Raw genomic sequence first — 13,479 nt, 5'->3', positions numbered from 1 at the left:
TTCGTCAGCGCTGCGTCCTCAGGATTTCCCCGGCGTTGTTATAGGCCCAGGTCACGAGCGGAACGAGCAGGGCCGTCAGTTCGTAGCCGCGGTCCGTGAGGCTGTAGTCCACGCGGGGCGGAATGACCGGCTGCGCATGACGCAGTACCAGGCCGTCACTCTCCAGTGTTTTCAGGGTCTGTGCCAGCATCTTCTCGCTGATGCCTTCGGCCCGGCGCCGCAGTTCGCTCCAGCGCTGTTCGCCTTCGGAGAGCGCCAGCAGAATCAGTACGCCCCATTTGCTGGTGATGTGGTCCAGCACCGTGCGGCTGGGGCATCCTGCCGGGAATACGCCGTCGGCAAAGCCCGCGGGCAGGCGGGCCGGAAATGTCTGTGCTTCCATGCACCTAACTTACCAAAAGGTGAGTACCTTACTTCAAAGTGCGTACCCTTCGTTGGGAAGTATTCGGCGAAGGGGCCCGTTGTGCAGGGTGACCCCCTTGCAGATGGTGAAAGGAACCACCCATGAGCATCGTCATTACCGGAGCAACCGGACAGCTTGGCCGCCACGTCGTCGAAGCGCTGCTGGAGGGCAACGTCCCGGCGGCGCAGATCGTGGCCGCCGGCCGTTCCATCGGGAAACTTGCCGACCTGGAAGCACGCGGTGTGCAGGTCAGTGCGATGGACTACGCAGACGCGGCGTCGGTGGCGAAGGCGCTCGAAGGCGCCACCAAAGTCCTTCTGATTTCCGGCAGTGAGGTGGGCCAGCGGATTGAGCAGCACCGCACCGTCATCGAGGCCGCCAAAGCCGAGGGTGTGGAGCTCATCGCCTACACGAGCATCGCCAACGCCGACACCACCGGCATGAAGCTGGCCGCCGAGCACCAGGCCACCGAGGACCTCCTCAAGGACGCCGGAATTCCGTTCGCCCTCCTCCGCAACGGCTGGTACCTCGAAAACTACACCGAGCAACTGCAGGGAACTCTCGCGCAGGGTGCCCTCGCCGGCAGCGCCGGCGAGGGCAAGGTGAGCGCCGCGTCCCGCCTGGATTACGCCGAGGCTGCCGCCGCCGTCCTCGTCGCCGAGAACCAGGCCGGCAAGGTTTACGAGCTCGGCGGTGACCACGCCTTCTCGCTCGCGGAACTGGCTCAGGAAATCAGCACCGCAGCCAACCAGGCTGTGGCATACCAGGACCTTCCGGCCAGCGACTACGCCGGTCTCCTGGCCGGCTTTGGTGTTCCGCAGGCCTTCGCTGACATCCTGGCGGACTCGGACCTCGGCATCGCCCGGGGCGACCTCCTCGTCAGCGGCTCGGACCTCCGCCAGCTGATCGGCCGGCCTACCACCCCGATGCCGGCGGCCGTCCGGTCGGCGCTCGCCGCCGCCTAACCCCCCCAACGCTCTCTCACTTAATGCACTTTTTGGGCCAACGCTCTATCACTTAATGTGGCACATCCACGAACGCTCTATCACTCTCCTCAAGCGAGTGATAGAGCGTTCGGTTTTAACCCGCATTAAGTGAGAGAGCGTTGGGTGGGTGGGTGGGGTAGGGGCAGGTTACCGGGCTGCCTGCCGAACGGACTCAACCACCGGCAGCGGTGAGGTTTCGTCCACCAGTTCGGCCCGGCGTCGTCCGTTGTCCTTGACCCAAAGGCGGTAGGCAAGGACCAGCAGCCCCAGCCACACGGCACCGACATAGAGTGCCACGCGGGTGTCCTCAAAGGCGCCCAGGACGCCGATGACCAGCGCCATGAATGCGATGGTGAGTATGGACGCCGCGGGCCACCAAGGCGAGGGGAATTCCGACGCCGGCATGCCCTTCCGGGCGATCTCGCGCTTCATGGCCACGTGCGAGGCGAGGATCATGACCCACACCCACACGGTGGCGAACGTGGCAATCGAGGCGATCACAATGAACACGTCCTCGGGAATCACCGCGTTCAGGACCACGCCCACCAGCAGGATGCCGGCCATCATGACTACGGTCATCCACGGCACGCCATGGCGGGAAACCTTGCCGAAGACCGCCGGCGCGTGGCCCTGGCCGGACAGTCCGAAGAGGATGCGGCCGGCGCCGAAGATGTCGCTGTTGATGGCGGACAGGGCAGCGGTGATCACCACCGCGTTGAGAATGTGCGATGCTGCCGGGATGCCCAGGCCGCTGAAGATCTGCACGAACGGGCTACCGTTGGTGCCGATCTCGTTCCACGGGAAGAGGCTCATCAGGACGCCGAGGGTCAGGACGTAAAACAGGAGGACGCGGACCGGCACGGTATTAACAGCCTTGGGGATGACTTTTTTGGGATCCGCGGCTTCCCCGGCCGTGATGCCGAGCGTCTCGATCCCGCCGAAGGCGAACATCACCACGGCGAAGGAGGCCAGGAGCCCTTCGAAGCCATTGGGGAACATCCCGCCGTGCTCCACAAGGTTGCCCAGCCCCGGTGCCACGGTGGAACCCCCGGCCTGGAAACCAAAGGCGATGATCGCCGCGCCGCCCGCGATCATGGCGATGATGGCCACCACCTTGATCAGCGAGAACCAGAACTCCAGTTCCCCGAACACCTTCACGCTGAGCAGGTTGAGCGCCGCCAGGAAGAAGATGATGGCCAGAATCCAGATCCAGCGGTCCACCTCGGGGAACCAGAAGCCCATATAGATGCTGAACGCAGTGACATCAGCAATGGCGACGATGGCCATTTCAAAGACGTACGTCCAGCCGGTCACGAAGCCGGCCAGCGGCCCGAGATAGCGGCTGGCGTACTGGCCGAAGGAACCGGAAACGGGGTGCCGCACGGCCATTTCACCGAGGGCACGCATCACCATAAACACCGCGGCGCCGCCGATGATGTACGCGAGCAGGACCGCCGGGCCTGCCTTTTGGATGGCGGAGGCGGAGCCGTAGAACAGTCCGGTGCCGATGGCCGAGCCGAGTGCCATGAAGCGGATGTGTCGGACGTTCAGTCCGCGGTTGAGGGTACCGCTCAGGACGCGTCCGACGGCGGCGCCCGGCGTGGTCTTTTCGGCGGGGGATGCGTCCGGGCTGGCTGTGTCTTGCCCGGCTGTGTCTTGCCTGGCGGCTGATTGCTGCATACAAATACCTTCTCGTCCTTGGGAGGGGGATCGCTAACCAGCAGACCACTTTGGCGCCTGACGTGATGAGCCTCACGGGGTCTTGGTGTCTTCGATCTCAGATTGGGCGGGTTGGAGTGGGTCTTGGCGTTTGGCTTTGTCGAAGACTCTTGACACAATGTCAGGTTTTCTTTACTTTTGACATGTCAGCTTTGTTTTACATCTGGTGCTGTTTGCGATGGCGGCCACGGCGGGAGCAGAAATGTCCTTCGAAGAGAAGAGTGCGTGGATCATGGGGCTGGCGGCCCTTGCGTCCTATGGCGTCTATCTGGCCATCGTGCTGGGCCTCGCCGGGACCATGCCCCTTGCCGGGGTCCCCTATGTTGCGCCCCTTTTGTGGACCATCGGAGCATCCATAGCGGCGTCCATCGCGCTGCACGCCGTGATCGGCATCTTTTCGCCCCGCGAAGCCGGGAAGAAGGACCAGCGGGACCGGGAGATTTACCGGTTCGGTGAGTACATCGGGCAGTCATTCTTAGTGGTCGGGGGAGTGGCCGCGCTGATCATGGCAATGGCCGAATGGGACCACTTCTGGATTGCCAACGTCTTCTATCTGGCCTTTGTGCTGTCCGCGATCCTGGGTTCGGTGGCCAAGATCGTCGCCTACCGCAGGGGGTTCCAGCCATGGTGAGGCCAACCCGCGTCACCAATTCCATCCGCCGCCTGCGCTTTGAACGCGGCGAAATGACCCAGGCCGAACTTGCCGATCGGGTAGGTGTCACCCGCCAGACTGTTATTGCCATCGAGCAGGGCCGGTACTCGCCGTCCCTGGAGATGGCCTTCCAGATCGCCCATGTCCTCGATGTGCAGCTCGACGACGTTTTCCAATACCCGCACCAAAAAGGAGAAGCATCATGAAAGCCATCGTTCAGGACGTTTACGGGAATTCCGACGTGCTCGGGCTGCGGGACATCACTCAGCCGGTGCCGGGCGACGGCGAGGTGCTCGTCAAAGTCCGCGCGGCGGGCGTCGACCAGGGCGTGTGGCACCTGATGACCGGGCGGCCGTACCTGGTCCGGCTTTTCGGCTACGGGCTGAAGAAACCCAAGGTGCCGGTCCGTGGCAGGGAGGTGGCCGGCGTCGTCGAGTCCGTGGGCGCGGGAGTGACCCGCTTCCAGCCCGGCGATGAAGTGTTTGGCACCTGCGAAGGGTCGTTCGCCGAGTACGTCTGCGCGAAGGAGGCGCTGCTTGCCGCTAAGCCTGCGAATCTGACATTCGAGGAAGCGGCCGCCGCCCCCATCTCGGCTGTCACGGCGTTGCAGGCCGTACGTGACGCCGGGCAGGTTGCCGCCGGACACAAGGTGCTGGTCATTGGTGCGGGCGGGGGAGTGGGATCCTTCGCCGTGCAGATCGCCAAGGACTCCGGCGCAGAGGTCACTGGCGTCTGCAGTACAGGAAAAGTTGAGCTGGTCCGGTCGCTCGGTGCCGATCATGTCATCGATTACACCCGGGACGATATCTCGCGGGGCGGTGTCGTGTACGACGTCATCATCGATACCGCAGGCAACCGGCGGCTGTCCGTCCTGAAGCGCGCGCTCGCGCCGAAGGGGACGCTGGTGATTGTCGGTGGCGAAGGCGGCGGGAAAGTGACCGGCGGGTTTGAGCGCTCGATGGCTGCGCCGCTGGCGTCCCTGTTTTCCGGCCAGAAGTTCAAGGGGCTCGTTACGAAGGAGAACTACAAGGACCTCGAGACGCTCGCAACCTTGTTCGAGGCTGGCCGCGCGAAACCCGCCGTGGAGAAGATCTACCCTCTCGCGGAAGCCCCGGCGGCGATCGCCTACCTGCATGAAGGGCGTGCGCGCGGCAAGGTGGTTGTCAAGATCTGAGCGGTTGCCAGGGTGCGGGTGGGCAAAGTTATCCACATGGACAAGAAGGGCCGATGCGTTTGCCGGGCGTCCGCGGGAAGCTGGGGGTATGAAAAGCCGAGCAGCCTGGGACGCCGAAAATAGAAAAGCTTTGGAGGCAGTCCGCTCGAGGTGCCGTGCTCTCGAAAGGAGATGCGCCGCGACGGAGACTAGCCCGCCGTCGCCATATGGGCCATACGTCGATGCGGTTGCCAAGAAGGGATTTTGGCTCGCCGTGCTCAGCGAGATAGCCCGGATGGAGGCCAAGGTCGCGGACCTCAAGGCCAGAGTTTCCGCAGGCTTTCCAGACGCGTCATCCCCGTGTAGCCATTGTCGGCGCCTCGCAGGCTGATGTGAGCAACGAACAAGCTAGCAGCTGCGGAGATTCTGGAGACCATGGCGGCCTCCACTCTGGAGCTGGCCGATGTGCTGCGTGGGGCGGCCGATCCGGCCGACACCGTGCACTACAGCTGACCGCAGGAATGCAGTCAGTGACCTAGGCAGGGAGCCGGCCTCAGGGCGCGAACGTCAGCCGGCGCTCGGTGGCGGCCGCTTCGAGGATCCGCACGGCCTTCGGGCCGACGCCGTGCATGGCAAGCAATTCCCTGCGGCCCAGCGCGGCCACCTCAGCCAAAGAAGTGATGCCCGCATGGAGGAGGGCACTGTTGGCAGGCCTGCCAATCGGGGGCAGATCCCCGATCTGCGCAGGAACGTCCCGGGTGCTCATGCCTGCCTCGCCGCAGCTTCGATGGCGGCACGGTGCACGCCCCACTCTTCAGGGCTGCGCACTGTGAGGTTGGGGTCCCCTGGGCGCTGGCCGGCTGTACCGTCGATGAGTTCGCGCAGGATGTCAGCGTGACCCAGGTGGTGGGCCCGTTCCGCGACCATATGGACCAGAATCTGATGCAGGGTGACGTGACGCCGCTCCTCCGGCCACCAGGGCACCGCGCCGGGCGCATCGAGCGGCAGTGCCTCGATGGTGGCATCGCTGTGCGCGGCGGCGAACCGGTGCAGCTCGACGATGCTGTCCAGGCTTTCGGCCGCGGTTACCCACAGATCCGCATCCGGGCCCGCATCCTCGTCGAGCCAGGGGAGGTGCCGGCCGCTGGGCCGTTCAAAGACCTCGCCGAAGTAGCCGAGTTCCATGCTCGCCACGTGCTTGACCAGGCCCAGCAGATTGGTGCCGGTGGGCGTGAGTGGTCTGCGGACGTCGTACGCACTCAGTCCGTCCAGCTTGCCGAGCAGATTGTCCCGCCGGACGCGCAGATAGTGGTGCAGGGTCTCTTTTTCGTCCATAGCGGGCACTCTACCGAACTGCCCGCATGATTCCCGGCTGCAGCTCCCGGCTCATTTGCAAGCCCCCGGCCGCGCTCAAGTGAGAATAGTCTGGTATCCCGGACACTGGCCCGGCTCCGATGGCACGGCAGGTACAGGTCAGGGGCGCAAGCTTAAGTACGGTATCCCGGACATCCGGCGAAGACGACGGCGACACATCGGAGAATCCATTGGCAGACACAGAAGCAAAGGTGACGTCCAAAGTCCCTGCTGCCGAAAACACCCTTCGCATCCTCAAGCTGTTGGCATCGAAACGCGGTCCCATGGCGGCGTCGAGCATTGCCACATCGCTGGGACTGCCCCGTTCCAGCGTTTACCACTTATTGGGTGTGATGGAGGCGAACGGATTTGTCCTTCACCTGCACGAGGAACAGCGGTACGGGCTCGGCATCAGTGCCTTCGAGCTGAGCTCGGCGTATTCGCGGCAGGAGCCGCTGTCACGCCTGGGCCGGCCGCTGCTGGCTTCGTTGGTGGACGTGATCGGGGAGAGCGCCCACCTGGCGGTGCTCCATGGCCGTGACGTGCTGTACATCGTGGAGGAGCGCGCCAAGAACCGCCCGTCGCTGGTGACCGACGTCGGTGTCCGCCTTCCCAGCCATCTCACCGCCAGCGGGCGTGCCATCCTCGCGGCACTGCCGAAGTCGCAGGTGCGGGCGCTGTACCCGAACGCCGCAGCCTTCACCGCCCGGCACGAGGTGGAGGGCGCCATCATGAAGTACTCGGCACTGTCCTCGCATCTGGATCAGGTGAGGCAGCGCGGCTACGCGACCGAACACGGCGAAGTGACGCCCGGCTTCGGCTCCATCGCGGCCGCCGTCACCGATCACGTTGGGTGGCCTACCGCGGCCGTGGCCGTCACGTTCCTGGAGGACAAGTTGCCGGCGGACCAGTGGCCCGCCCTCGCCGCCAGGGTGCAGAAGGTGGCGGACGAGCTCTCGGTCCGGATTCACGGCCGGCCCGGCAAATAGCCGTCCCGTTCCGGCCGGCGTCGGATTCTGTGCCATCATTCCGGCGAGGAGCCCAGGCCAGGCCCGGAAACTCGCGTGCTGCGCCTGGCCCTGGGGGAATGATGGTGCAGAATCCGACGGGGCCCACATCCGACCAACCCCGGGACGTCTGGAATCCCGGACACCACCCCTCCCAAAGCCCTGTTTGCGCCGCCGCCAAACGGGTTTAGTGGATACAGAACCTCTTCCCTAAAGCACCAACACGAGAAGGAGCCCCCATGGCACCCGCCGATTTCACCACCGGTGCCCGCCCGGTCAAAGCTGCCCGCGGCACCAAGCTCACCGCCAAGAGCTGGCAGACGGAAGCCCCGCTGCGCATGCTCATGAACAACCTGGACCCCGAGGTCGCTGAACGCCCGGATGATCTGGTGGTCTACGGCGGCACCGGCCGGGCCGTCCGCAGCTGGGCGGCGTTCGACGCCATCACCCGCACCCTGGAAACCATGGAAAAGGACGAGACCCTATTGGTCCAGTCCGGCAAGCCTGTCGGCGTGTTCCGCACCAACGAATGGGCCCCGCGGGTCCTGCTGGCCAATTCCAACCTTGTCGGCGACTGGGCGAACTGGCCCGAGTTCCGGCGGCTCGAGGCCGAGGGCCTGATGATGTACGGCCAGATGACCGCCGGGTCCTGGATCTACATCGGCACGCAGGGCATCCTGCAGGGCACCTTCGAAACCTTCGCCGCGATCGCCCGCAAGCTCACCGGCGACGAGAACGGCACCCTCGCCGGCACGCTCACCCTGACCGGCGGCTGCGGCGGCATGGGCGGCGCCCAGCCCCTGGCCGTCACGCTCAACGACGGCGCCTGCCTGATCGTTGACGTCGATGAAACCCGCCTGCGCCGCCGGGCCGGCAAGCGCTACCTTGACGAGGTGGAAACCGATCTCGACGCCGCCATCGCCAAGGTCCTGAAGGCCAAGCAGGAGCGCCGCGGCTGGTCCGTCGGTTACGTCGGCAACGCTGCCGAAGTCTTCCCGGAGATCCTGCGCCGCCACAACGCCGGCGAGCTCACGGTCGACATCGTCACGGACCAGACCTCCGCCCACGATCCGCTCAGCTACCTGCCCGAGGGCATCTCGGTGGAGGAATGGCACCGCGAAGCCGAAGCCGACCCGGAAGGCTTTACCAAGAAGGCCCAGGCCTCCATGGCCAAGCACGTCCAGGCCATGGTGGAATTCCAGGATTCAGGCGCCGAGGTGTTCGACTACGGCAACTCCATCCGCGACGAAGCACGCAAGGGCGGCTACAACCGCGCCTTCGAATTCCCCGGCTTCGTTCCGGCCTACATCCGGCCGCTGTTCTGCGAGGGCCTCGGCCCGTTCCGCTGGGTAGCACTGTCCGGCGACCCCGAAGATATCCGCGTCACCGATGAGGCCATCAAGGAACTGTTCCCGGAGAACAAGCACCTGCACCGCTGGATCGACGCGGCCCAGGAGCGGGTCGAGTTCGAAGGCCTGCCGGCCCGCATCTGCTGGCTGGGGTACGGCGAACGCGCCAAGGCCGGCCTGCTGTTCAACCAGCTCGTCAAGGAGGGCAAGGTCAAGGCGCCCATCGTGATCGGCCGCGACCACCTCGACTCCGGTTCGGTCGCCTCCCCGTACCGCGAAACGGAGGCGATGGCAGACGGCTCCGACGCGATCGCGGACTGGCCCATGCTCAACGCGCTGCTCAACACCGCGTCCGGCGCCACCTGGGTCTCCCTCCACCACGGCGGCGGCGTGGGCATTGGCCGGTCCATCCATGCCGGCCAGGTCTCGGTCGCGGACGGCACCGACCTCGCAGCCCAGAAGCTCGAACGCCTCCTGACCAACGACCCCGGCATGGGCGTCATCCGCCATGCCGACGCCGGCTACGACCGCGCCCTCGAGGTAGCCAAGGAACGCGGAGTCCGCATCCCGATGTCAGAGACGGCTTCGGAAACCCTCTGACCAAGTCCCCATCCGCATCGACTGCTCCGTAGGCGCCGTTTTGAGCCACCAAAAGGGCCCGTACGGAGCAATCGATCAAGAAGTAGGAATCATGACCATTACAGCCAATGCCCCAACCCACGAACCGCTCACCGTCACCCTCGGCTCAAGCGGTGTCACGCCCGAGGATGTCGTCGCCGTCGCCCGCCACAACGCCACAGTGACCATCGCCCCGGAAGCGTTGGACAACGTCGCCAAAGTCCGCGCCCACATCGACAGCCTGGCCCACAGTGAGACGCCCGCCTATGGCATCTCCACCGGCTTCGGCGCACTGGCCAACCGCCACATCCCGAACGAACTGCGCACCCAGCTGCAGAAGTCCCTCATCCGCAGCCACGCCGCCGGCATGGGCCCGGCCGTGGAACGCGAAGTGGTCCGCGGCATCATGTTCCTTCGCGCCAAGACCCTCGCCTCCGGCCGCACGGGCGTGCGCCCCGTGGTCCTGCAGACCATGGTGGACGTGCTGAACGCCGGCATCACGCCCGTGGTCCGCGAGTTCGGTTCGCTCGGCTGCTCCGGGGACCTCGCCCCGCTCTCCCACTGTGCCCTGGTGCTGATGGGCGAGGGGGAAGCGGCAGGGCCCGACGGCGTGACATACGGCGGGCGCGGGGAACAGCCTGTCGCCGTACTGCTCGCCGAACACGGCATCGAGCCTGTGACGCTCGCCGAAAAGGAAGGGCTGGCGCTGGTCAACGGCACCGAGGGCATGCTCGGAATGCTCCTGATGGCCATCGCGGACATCCGCAAACTGCTGACGACGGCGGATATCACCGCGGCGATGAGCGTCGAGGCGCTGCTGGGTACAGACCAGGTGTTCCTGCCGGAACTGCACGCGGCCCTGCGCCCGCACCCCGGCCAGGCCGCGAGCGCGGACAACATGCTGCGCGTGCTGTCCGACTCTCCGATCGTGGCCTCGCACCGCGTCGGCGACTCCAAAGTCCAGGACGCCTATTCGCTGCGCTGCGCACCCCAGGTGGCCGGCGCCGTCCGGGACACCGTGGACTACGCCGCGCTGGTGGCGTCCCGCGAACTCGCTGCCGCCATCGACAATCCTGTGGTCCTGCCCGATGGGCGCGTCAGCTCCAACGGCAACTTCCACGGCGCCCCGGTGGCCTATGTGCTCGACTTCCTGGCCATCGCCGTGGCGGACCTGAGTTCCATCGCCGAGCGCCGCACGGACCGTATGCTGGACCCCGCAAGGTCGCACGGACTGCCTGCCTTCCTGGCCGCAGACCCGGGCGTTGATTCCGGCCTGATGATCGCGCAGTACACGCAGGCGGGGCTGGTCTCGGACAACAAGCGGCTGGCCGTCCCGGCGTCGGTGGACTCGATTCCGAGCTCAGCGATGCAGGAGGACCATGTTTCCATGGGCTGGCACGCCGCGCGCAAGTTGCGCAAGACCGTGGAGAACCTCCGCCGCGTCCTCGCCATCGAGCTGGTCACCAGCGCACGCGCCATCGATATCCGCACCCAGCTGTCCGGCGGCGGGCTGCTTCCTGGCCCGGCGGGTGCTGCCGTCATCGGCGTACTGCGCGAGCACGTCGAGGGTCCCGCCGCGGACCGGTTCCTCTCGCCGGAACTGGAAACCGCTGACCGTCTGGTGGCGTCCGGGGACCTGATTCTGGCTGCCGAATCCGCCGTCGGGATCCTTGCGTAGGCAGGAATATTCTTCGGTGTCCGCTCACTTTTCGGACCAACGCCGAAATATGGTGCAACACGCACATTTCCGGTCCGGGAAGTGTAGTAGAACTGAAGATGTAGTAAAAGTCACATCAACGAGGCTGTGACGGGACGTATACAAAGGGGTAGAAGTTCAAATGAAAGCACGTGGGGCTGTCCTGTCGAGACGCAACGCACATTCGACCATCGTCTCGGACTGGGGAACATTCCAAGCTGGGGACCGGGTTGAAGTCATCAAACACGCTCATGTCATTGCGGCGGGCGAGGTCGAGGAAGTATCACAGAGCGGGAATGTGTTGTGGCTCGTGCCGGCCGGACCGTCAGAGGAGCAACTCTTCCTGAAATCCGATGGCGTGCAGGTTCGGCGAAGCTGACCCTGAACGCAAAAAAGTCCCTGCAGCCCGGTCGAACCGGGAGGCGGGGACTTTTTTGTTAGCGGTGGGTTGAATTAAGCCGCGATGGCTTCGTAGGTCTCGCCGAAGGGGACTGACTCGTCCAGGGCAACAGTGAAGCGTCCGGGACGCAGCCGGGTCACAAGGATGCCGCAGGCTGCGTCCTTGGCAGTTTCGATCAGGGTGGCAACAGCGTTGTCCAGTCCTTCGTGCATCTCCTCGGCAGTGGCAAACTGCAGGTCGAGGGACCGGGTGTCTGAGGCCTCGTTGGCCGCAACGGCGGTCAGGGGGCGTTCCAATAGGGCTGTAGTCATACCTTCAAGTGTACCCGGGCCGATCTGGAGATGTCAGATGACTGCTCTTTGAAGCGGTTGGGCACCAAAAAACCGAAGCTTGTTCGCGAACCCCTGCCTTCAAGGCGCCGTTTCGCGAACAAGCTTCGGTCTGACGCGGGCGGCCTTAGCCGCCCGCGTCTGCCTTCGGAAGTCCGGTGGTCCTCTTCCCAAGTATCCCCATGCCGGTTACGCTAAACGCGGTACCAAGCTAGTGAAGTAACTGGGGTAATCATTCACCGAGGCAAGGAGCACCAAGCATGAGAACTGCACTAAGGAAGTTGCTGGCAATCGTTGCGGGACTGTTGGCAGCCGGCATGATCCTGGCACCTGCCGCACCAGCGAGCGCCGCCACGATCTACGACTCGTACTTCAATGGAGTCACACGCACCTACGAGGGAACTTATTCATACATCGATTGCCTGGGGTGCGCCGATGATGGTGCGGTAACCGTATCGAACGTCAGCAACGGCTATAACGTCAGGGTGCGACTCTACGCCAATGGCTACACGTACCTCAGTACGAACCTTCCAGACGGCTACTACGGTAAATGGCACGCGGGCTATCCGCCGGCGGGGGCGTCGGTTCGCTTGGAACTCTGCACGTTGAACTCGCTCTACCAGGTAGTCGGGTCGTGCACCAACCACTGGACAACCAACAAAACCTACTGACACATTCTTCGAATCCAGTCAGGCATCTGAGGGCCGCCTCTGCGTCAGAGGCGGCCCTCACGCATTTGGGCCGCACACCTTGGCTTGCCGCCATCCTGCCGGTCGCGATGCTGTTGGACAATGCGTTCGGCCCGTCGCCGGGCTTCTGCAGGCCGCCATCTGTCAGCGAAGCAGCGTATTCACCAGACGCGCAGCCACCCTGGCGGTCCGGCCGTCGAGGTCGAATTCGGGGTTCAGTTCTGCCACATCGACGTGGAGGAGCTTGCCGCTGTCGGCCACCTGGCGGCACACGGCGCTGATCACCGGCAGGGGCACTCCATAAGAAGCCGGAGCACTCACGCCGGGAGCCACCGACGCCGGAAGGACGTCCAGGTCGATGGTCAGGTAGAGCACGTCCACACTGTCCATAAAGTTCGCCACAAACGTACGGACCCGCTCCGCCGTGCAGTCCTCGTCCAGCAGGTACTGCACGCCGAGCCCCTCTGCCGTGTTGAAGAGCGCCTGGGTGTTGTTCGGCTGGGAAATTCCGACCACGGCGTACCGGAAGTCGCGCCCGGCGGCGGCTTCCGCCCGGGCCATCTGGAGGAACGGCGTCCCGGAACTGGGAACGGGTTCGGCGCGGAGGTCGAAGTGGGCGTCCAGGTTCAGGATCCCCAGGCGCCGGCCGCCGCGGACTGCCTCGGACCCTGCCAACCCCAGGTAGCTGGCGTAGGCCGTCTCGTGCCCGCCGCCCAGCACCACGGTGAGCCTGCCGGCGCCGAGCATGGCGCCAACCGCCTTCCCGGCGCGGGCCTGGCCGGCCTCCAGGGCACCGTCCGTCACCACCACGTCGCCAGCGTCGGACACGCTGCGTTCCAGGTGGAACGCAAGCGGACCCAGCGCAGCCCGGATGGCTGCGGGCGCTGCGGCGGCTCCGGGCCGGCCTTTGTTGCGGCGGACGCCTTCGTCGCTGGCGAAACCCAGGATCACGGCGGGCGCCGGGCCAGAGGTGCCGGGCAGCTCCGCGCCGGGGACGTAGGGAGAAACCGCCTGCCACCAGCGGCGGTGTTCGGCGCCGTCGCCGTCGAACCTCCCGGTCCAGGGCTGCGGCGGGAGGTCAACGGAGAGCGCGGGAGAAACCATGCCCTTAGCTCACCGCAGCCT

General features: G+C 65.2%; 15 protein-coding genes. 9 read left to right on the top strand and 6 right to left on the bottom strand.

Translation table 11 applies throughout. The annotated features are described in order from the left end of the window. Window positions 1–4 precede the first annotated feature (4 nt). Window positions 5–382 (bottom strand): winged helix-turn-helix transcriptional regulator, encoded by a 378-nt coding sequence (locus tag IAQ70_RS12150; RefSeq protein WP_190989563.1) that lies wholly within the window; start codon window positions 380–382, stop codon window positions 5–7. Between the two features lie 122 nt (window positions 383–504). Between IAQ70_RS12150 and IAQ70_RS12145 the strand changes: the two genes are divergently transcribed. Continuing rightward, window positions 505–1,368: an SDR family oxidoreductase gene (locus tag IAQ70_RS12145; RefSeq protein WP_190989562.1), complete on the top strand. Its 864-nt coding sequence runs from the start codon at window positions 505–507 to the stop codon at window positions 1,366–1,368. Window positions 1,369–1,536: 168 nt separating this feature from the next. Here the strand turns inward: IAQ70_RS12145 and IAQ70_RS12140 are convergent, their stop codons facing one another. Further along, the gene (locus IAQ70_RS12140; protein ID WP_223859973.1) at window positions 1,537–3,069 is read right to left on the bottom strand and encodes an amino acid permease; all 1,533 of its coding nucleotides are present in this window, start codon (window positions 3,067–3,069) and stop codon (window positions 1,537–1,539) included. A 241-nt stretch (window positions 3,070–3,310) separates the two neighbouring features. Between IAQ70_RS12140 and IAQ70_RS12135 the strand changes: the two genes are divergently transcribed. Genes IAQ70_RS12135 through IAQ70_RS12125 form a run of 3 tightly spaced genes read left to right on the top strand, consistent with a single transcriptional unit; the run spans window position 3,311 to window position 4,934 of the window. After that, complete coding sequence (locus tag IAQ70_RS12135; RefSeq protein ID WP_190989561.1) at window positions 3,311–3,739, top strand: hypothetical protein; 429 nt, start codon at window positions 3,311–3,313, stop codon at window positions 3,737–3,739. Next, entirely contained in the window at window positions 3,733–3,966 is a 234-nt protein-coding gene (locus tag IAQ70_RS12130; RefSeq protein WP_190989560.1) for a helix-turn-helix transcriptional regulator, read from the top strand. Before IAQ70_RS12135 ends, IAQ70_RS12130 begins: the two co-directional genes overlap by 7 nt. Continuing rightward, a complete protein-coding gene (locus IAQ70_RS12125; protein WP_190989559.1) occupies window positions 3,963–4,934 on the top strand; it encodes an NAD(P)-dependent alcohol dehydrogenase in 972 nt (323 codons plus the stop codon). Before IAQ70_RS12130 ends, IAQ70_RS12125 begins: the two co-directional genes overlap by 4 nt. 532 nt (window positions 4,935–5,466) lie before the next feature. Here the strand turns inward: IAQ70_RS12125 and IAQ70_RS12120 are convergent. Further along, window positions 5,467–5,679, bottom strand: coding sequence for a helix-hairpin-helix domain-containing protein (locus IAQ70_RS12120; RefSeq protein WP_190989558.1), 213 nt, complete (start codon window positions 5,677–5,679; stop codon window positions 5,467–5,469). Beyond that, entirely contained in the window at window positions 5,676–6,248 is a 573-nt protein-coding gene (locus IAQ70_RS12115; RefSeq protein WP_190989557.1) for a DinB family protein, read from the bottom strand. Before IAQ70_RS12115 ends, IAQ70_RS12120 begins: the two co-directional genes overlap by 4 nt. 209 nt (window positions 6,249–6,457) lie before the next feature. Here IAQ70_RS12115 and IAQ70_RS12110 point away from each other — a divergent pair, with 209 nt between their 5' ends. From IAQ70_RS12110 to IAQ70_RS22765, 4 genes are all read left to right on the top strand, one after another. Further along, the gene (locus IAQ70_RS12110) at window positions 6,458–7,255 is read left to right on the top strand and encodes an IclR family transcriptional regulator (RefSeq protein WP_190989556.1); all 798 of its coding nucleotides are present in this window, start codon (window positions 6,458–6,460) and stop codon (window positions 7,253–7,255) included. A gap of 257 nt (window positions 7,256–7,512) precedes the next feature. Then, a complete protein-coding gene (gene hutU / locus IAQ70_RS12105) occupies window positions 7,513–9,222 on the top strand; it encodes a urocanate hydratase (RefSeq protein ID WP_190989555.1) in 1,710 nt (569 codons plus the stop codon). A 91-nt stretch (window positions 9,223–9,313) separates the two neighbouring features. Further along, entirely contained in the window at window positions 9,314–10,918 is a 1,605-nt protein-coding gene (gene hutH / locus IAQ70_RS12100) for a histidine ammonia-lyase (protein WP_190989554.1), read from the top strand. Window positions 10,919–11,078: 160 nt separating this feature from the next. After that, complete coding sequence (locus IAQ70_RS22765; RefSeq protein ID WP_223859972.1) at window positions 11,079–11,315, top strand: hypothetical protein; 237 nt, start codon at window positions 11,079–11,081, stop codon at window positions 11,313–11,315. Window positions 11,316–11,389: 74 nt separating this feature from the next. Here the strand turns inward: IAQ70_RS22765 and IAQ70_RS12095 are convergent, their stop codons facing one another. After that, window positions 11,390–11,647 (bottom strand): hypothetical protein, encoded by a 258-nt coding sequence (locus tag IAQ70_RS12095; RefSeq protein WP_190989553.1) that lies wholly within the window; start codon window positions 11,645–11,647, stop codon window positions 11,390–11,392. Window positions 11,648–11,925: 278 nt separating this feature from the next. Between IAQ70_RS12095 and IAQ70_RS12090 the strand changes: the two genes are divergently transcribed. Continuing rightward, on the top strand, window positions 11,926–12,336 hold the full coding sequence (locus tag IAQ70_RS12090) for a hypothetical protein (protein WP_190989552.1): 411 nt from the start codon (window positions 11,926–11,928) through the stop codon (window positions 12,334–12,336). Between the two features lie 162 nt (window positions 12,337–12,498). Here the strand turns inward: IAQ70_RS12090 and hutG are convergent, their stop codons facing one another. Further along, window positions 12,499–13,458 carry a formimidoylglutamase gene (gene hutG / locus IAQ70_RS12085; RefSeq protein WP_190989551.1) on the bottom strand — a complete coding sequence of 320 codons (960 nt, stop codon included), beginning with the start codon at window positions 13,456–13,458 and terminating at the stop codon, window positions 12,499–12,501. Window positions 13,459–13,479: the final 21 nt, after the last annotated feature.

It is taken from the genome of Pseudarthrobacter sulfonivorans (genome assembly GCF_014712225.1).
GTDB lineage: Bacteria > Actinomycetota > Actinomycetes > Actinomycetales > Micrococcaceae > Arthrobacter > Arthrobacter sulfonivorans.
The sequence above is the reverse complement of the archived record's forward strand: the minus strand, read 5'-3'. Positions and strand labels throughout refer to the sequence as shown.

Bases quoted from the DNA above. Each gene is read 5' to 3' on its own strand.
- IAQ70_RS12145 (WP_190989562.1), top strand. From the start codon at position 505: ATGAGCATCGTCATTACCGGAGCAACCGGACAGCTTGGCCGCCACGTC.
- IAQ70_RS12120 (WP_190989558.1), bottom strand. From the start codon at position 5,679: ATGAGCACCCGGGACGTTCCTGCGCAGATCGGGGATCTGCCCCCGATT.
- IAQ70_RS12095 (WP_190989553.1), bottom strand. From the start codon at position 11,647: ATGACTACAGCCCTATTGGAACGCCCCCTGACCGCCGTTGCGGCCAAC.
- hutG (WP_190989551.1), bottom strand. From the start codon at position 13,458: ATGGTTTCTCCCGCGCTCTCCGTTGACCTCCCGCCGCAGCCCTGGACC.
- IAQ70_RS12115 (WP_190989557.1), bottom strand. From the start codon at position 6,248: ATGGACGAAAAAGAGACCCTGCACCACTATCTGCGCGTCCGGCGGGAC.
- IAQ70_RS12125 (WP_190989559.1), top strand. From the start codon at position 3,963: ATGAAAGCCATCGTTCAGGACGTTTACGGGAATTCCGACGTGCTCGGG.
- hutU (WP_190989555.1), top strand. From the start codon at position 7,513: ATGGCACCCGCCGATTTCACCACCGGTGCCCGCCCGGTCAAAGCTGCC.
- hutH (WP_190989554.1), top strand. From the start codon at position 9,314: ATGACCATTACAGCCAATGCCCCAACCCACGAACCGCTCACCGTCACC.
- IAQ70_RS12090 (WP_190989552.1), top strand. From the start codon at position 11,926: ATGAGAACTGCACTAAGGAAGTTGCTGGCAATCGTTGCGGGACTGTTG.
- IAQ70_RS12140 (WP_223859973.1), bottom strand. From the start codon at position 3,069: ATGCAGCAATCAGCCGCCAGGCAAGACACAGCCGGGCAAGACACAGCC.
- IAQ70_RS22765 (WP_223859972.1), top strand. From the start codon at position 11,079: ATGAAAGCACGTGGGGCTGTCCTGTCGAGACGCAACGCACATTCGACC.
- IAQ70_RS12135 (WP_190989561.1), top strand. From the start codon at position 3,311: ATGTCCTTCGAAGAGAAGAGTGCGTGGATCATGGGGCTGGCGGCCCTT.
- IAQ70_RS12130 (WP_190989560.1), top strand. From the start codon at position 3,733: ATGGTGAGGCCAACCCGCGTCACCAATTCCATCCGCCGCCTGCGCTTT.
- IAQ70_RS12150 (WP_190989563.1), bottom strand. From the start codon at position 382: ATGGAAGCACAGACATTTCCGGCCCGCCTGCCCGCGGGCTTTGCCGAC.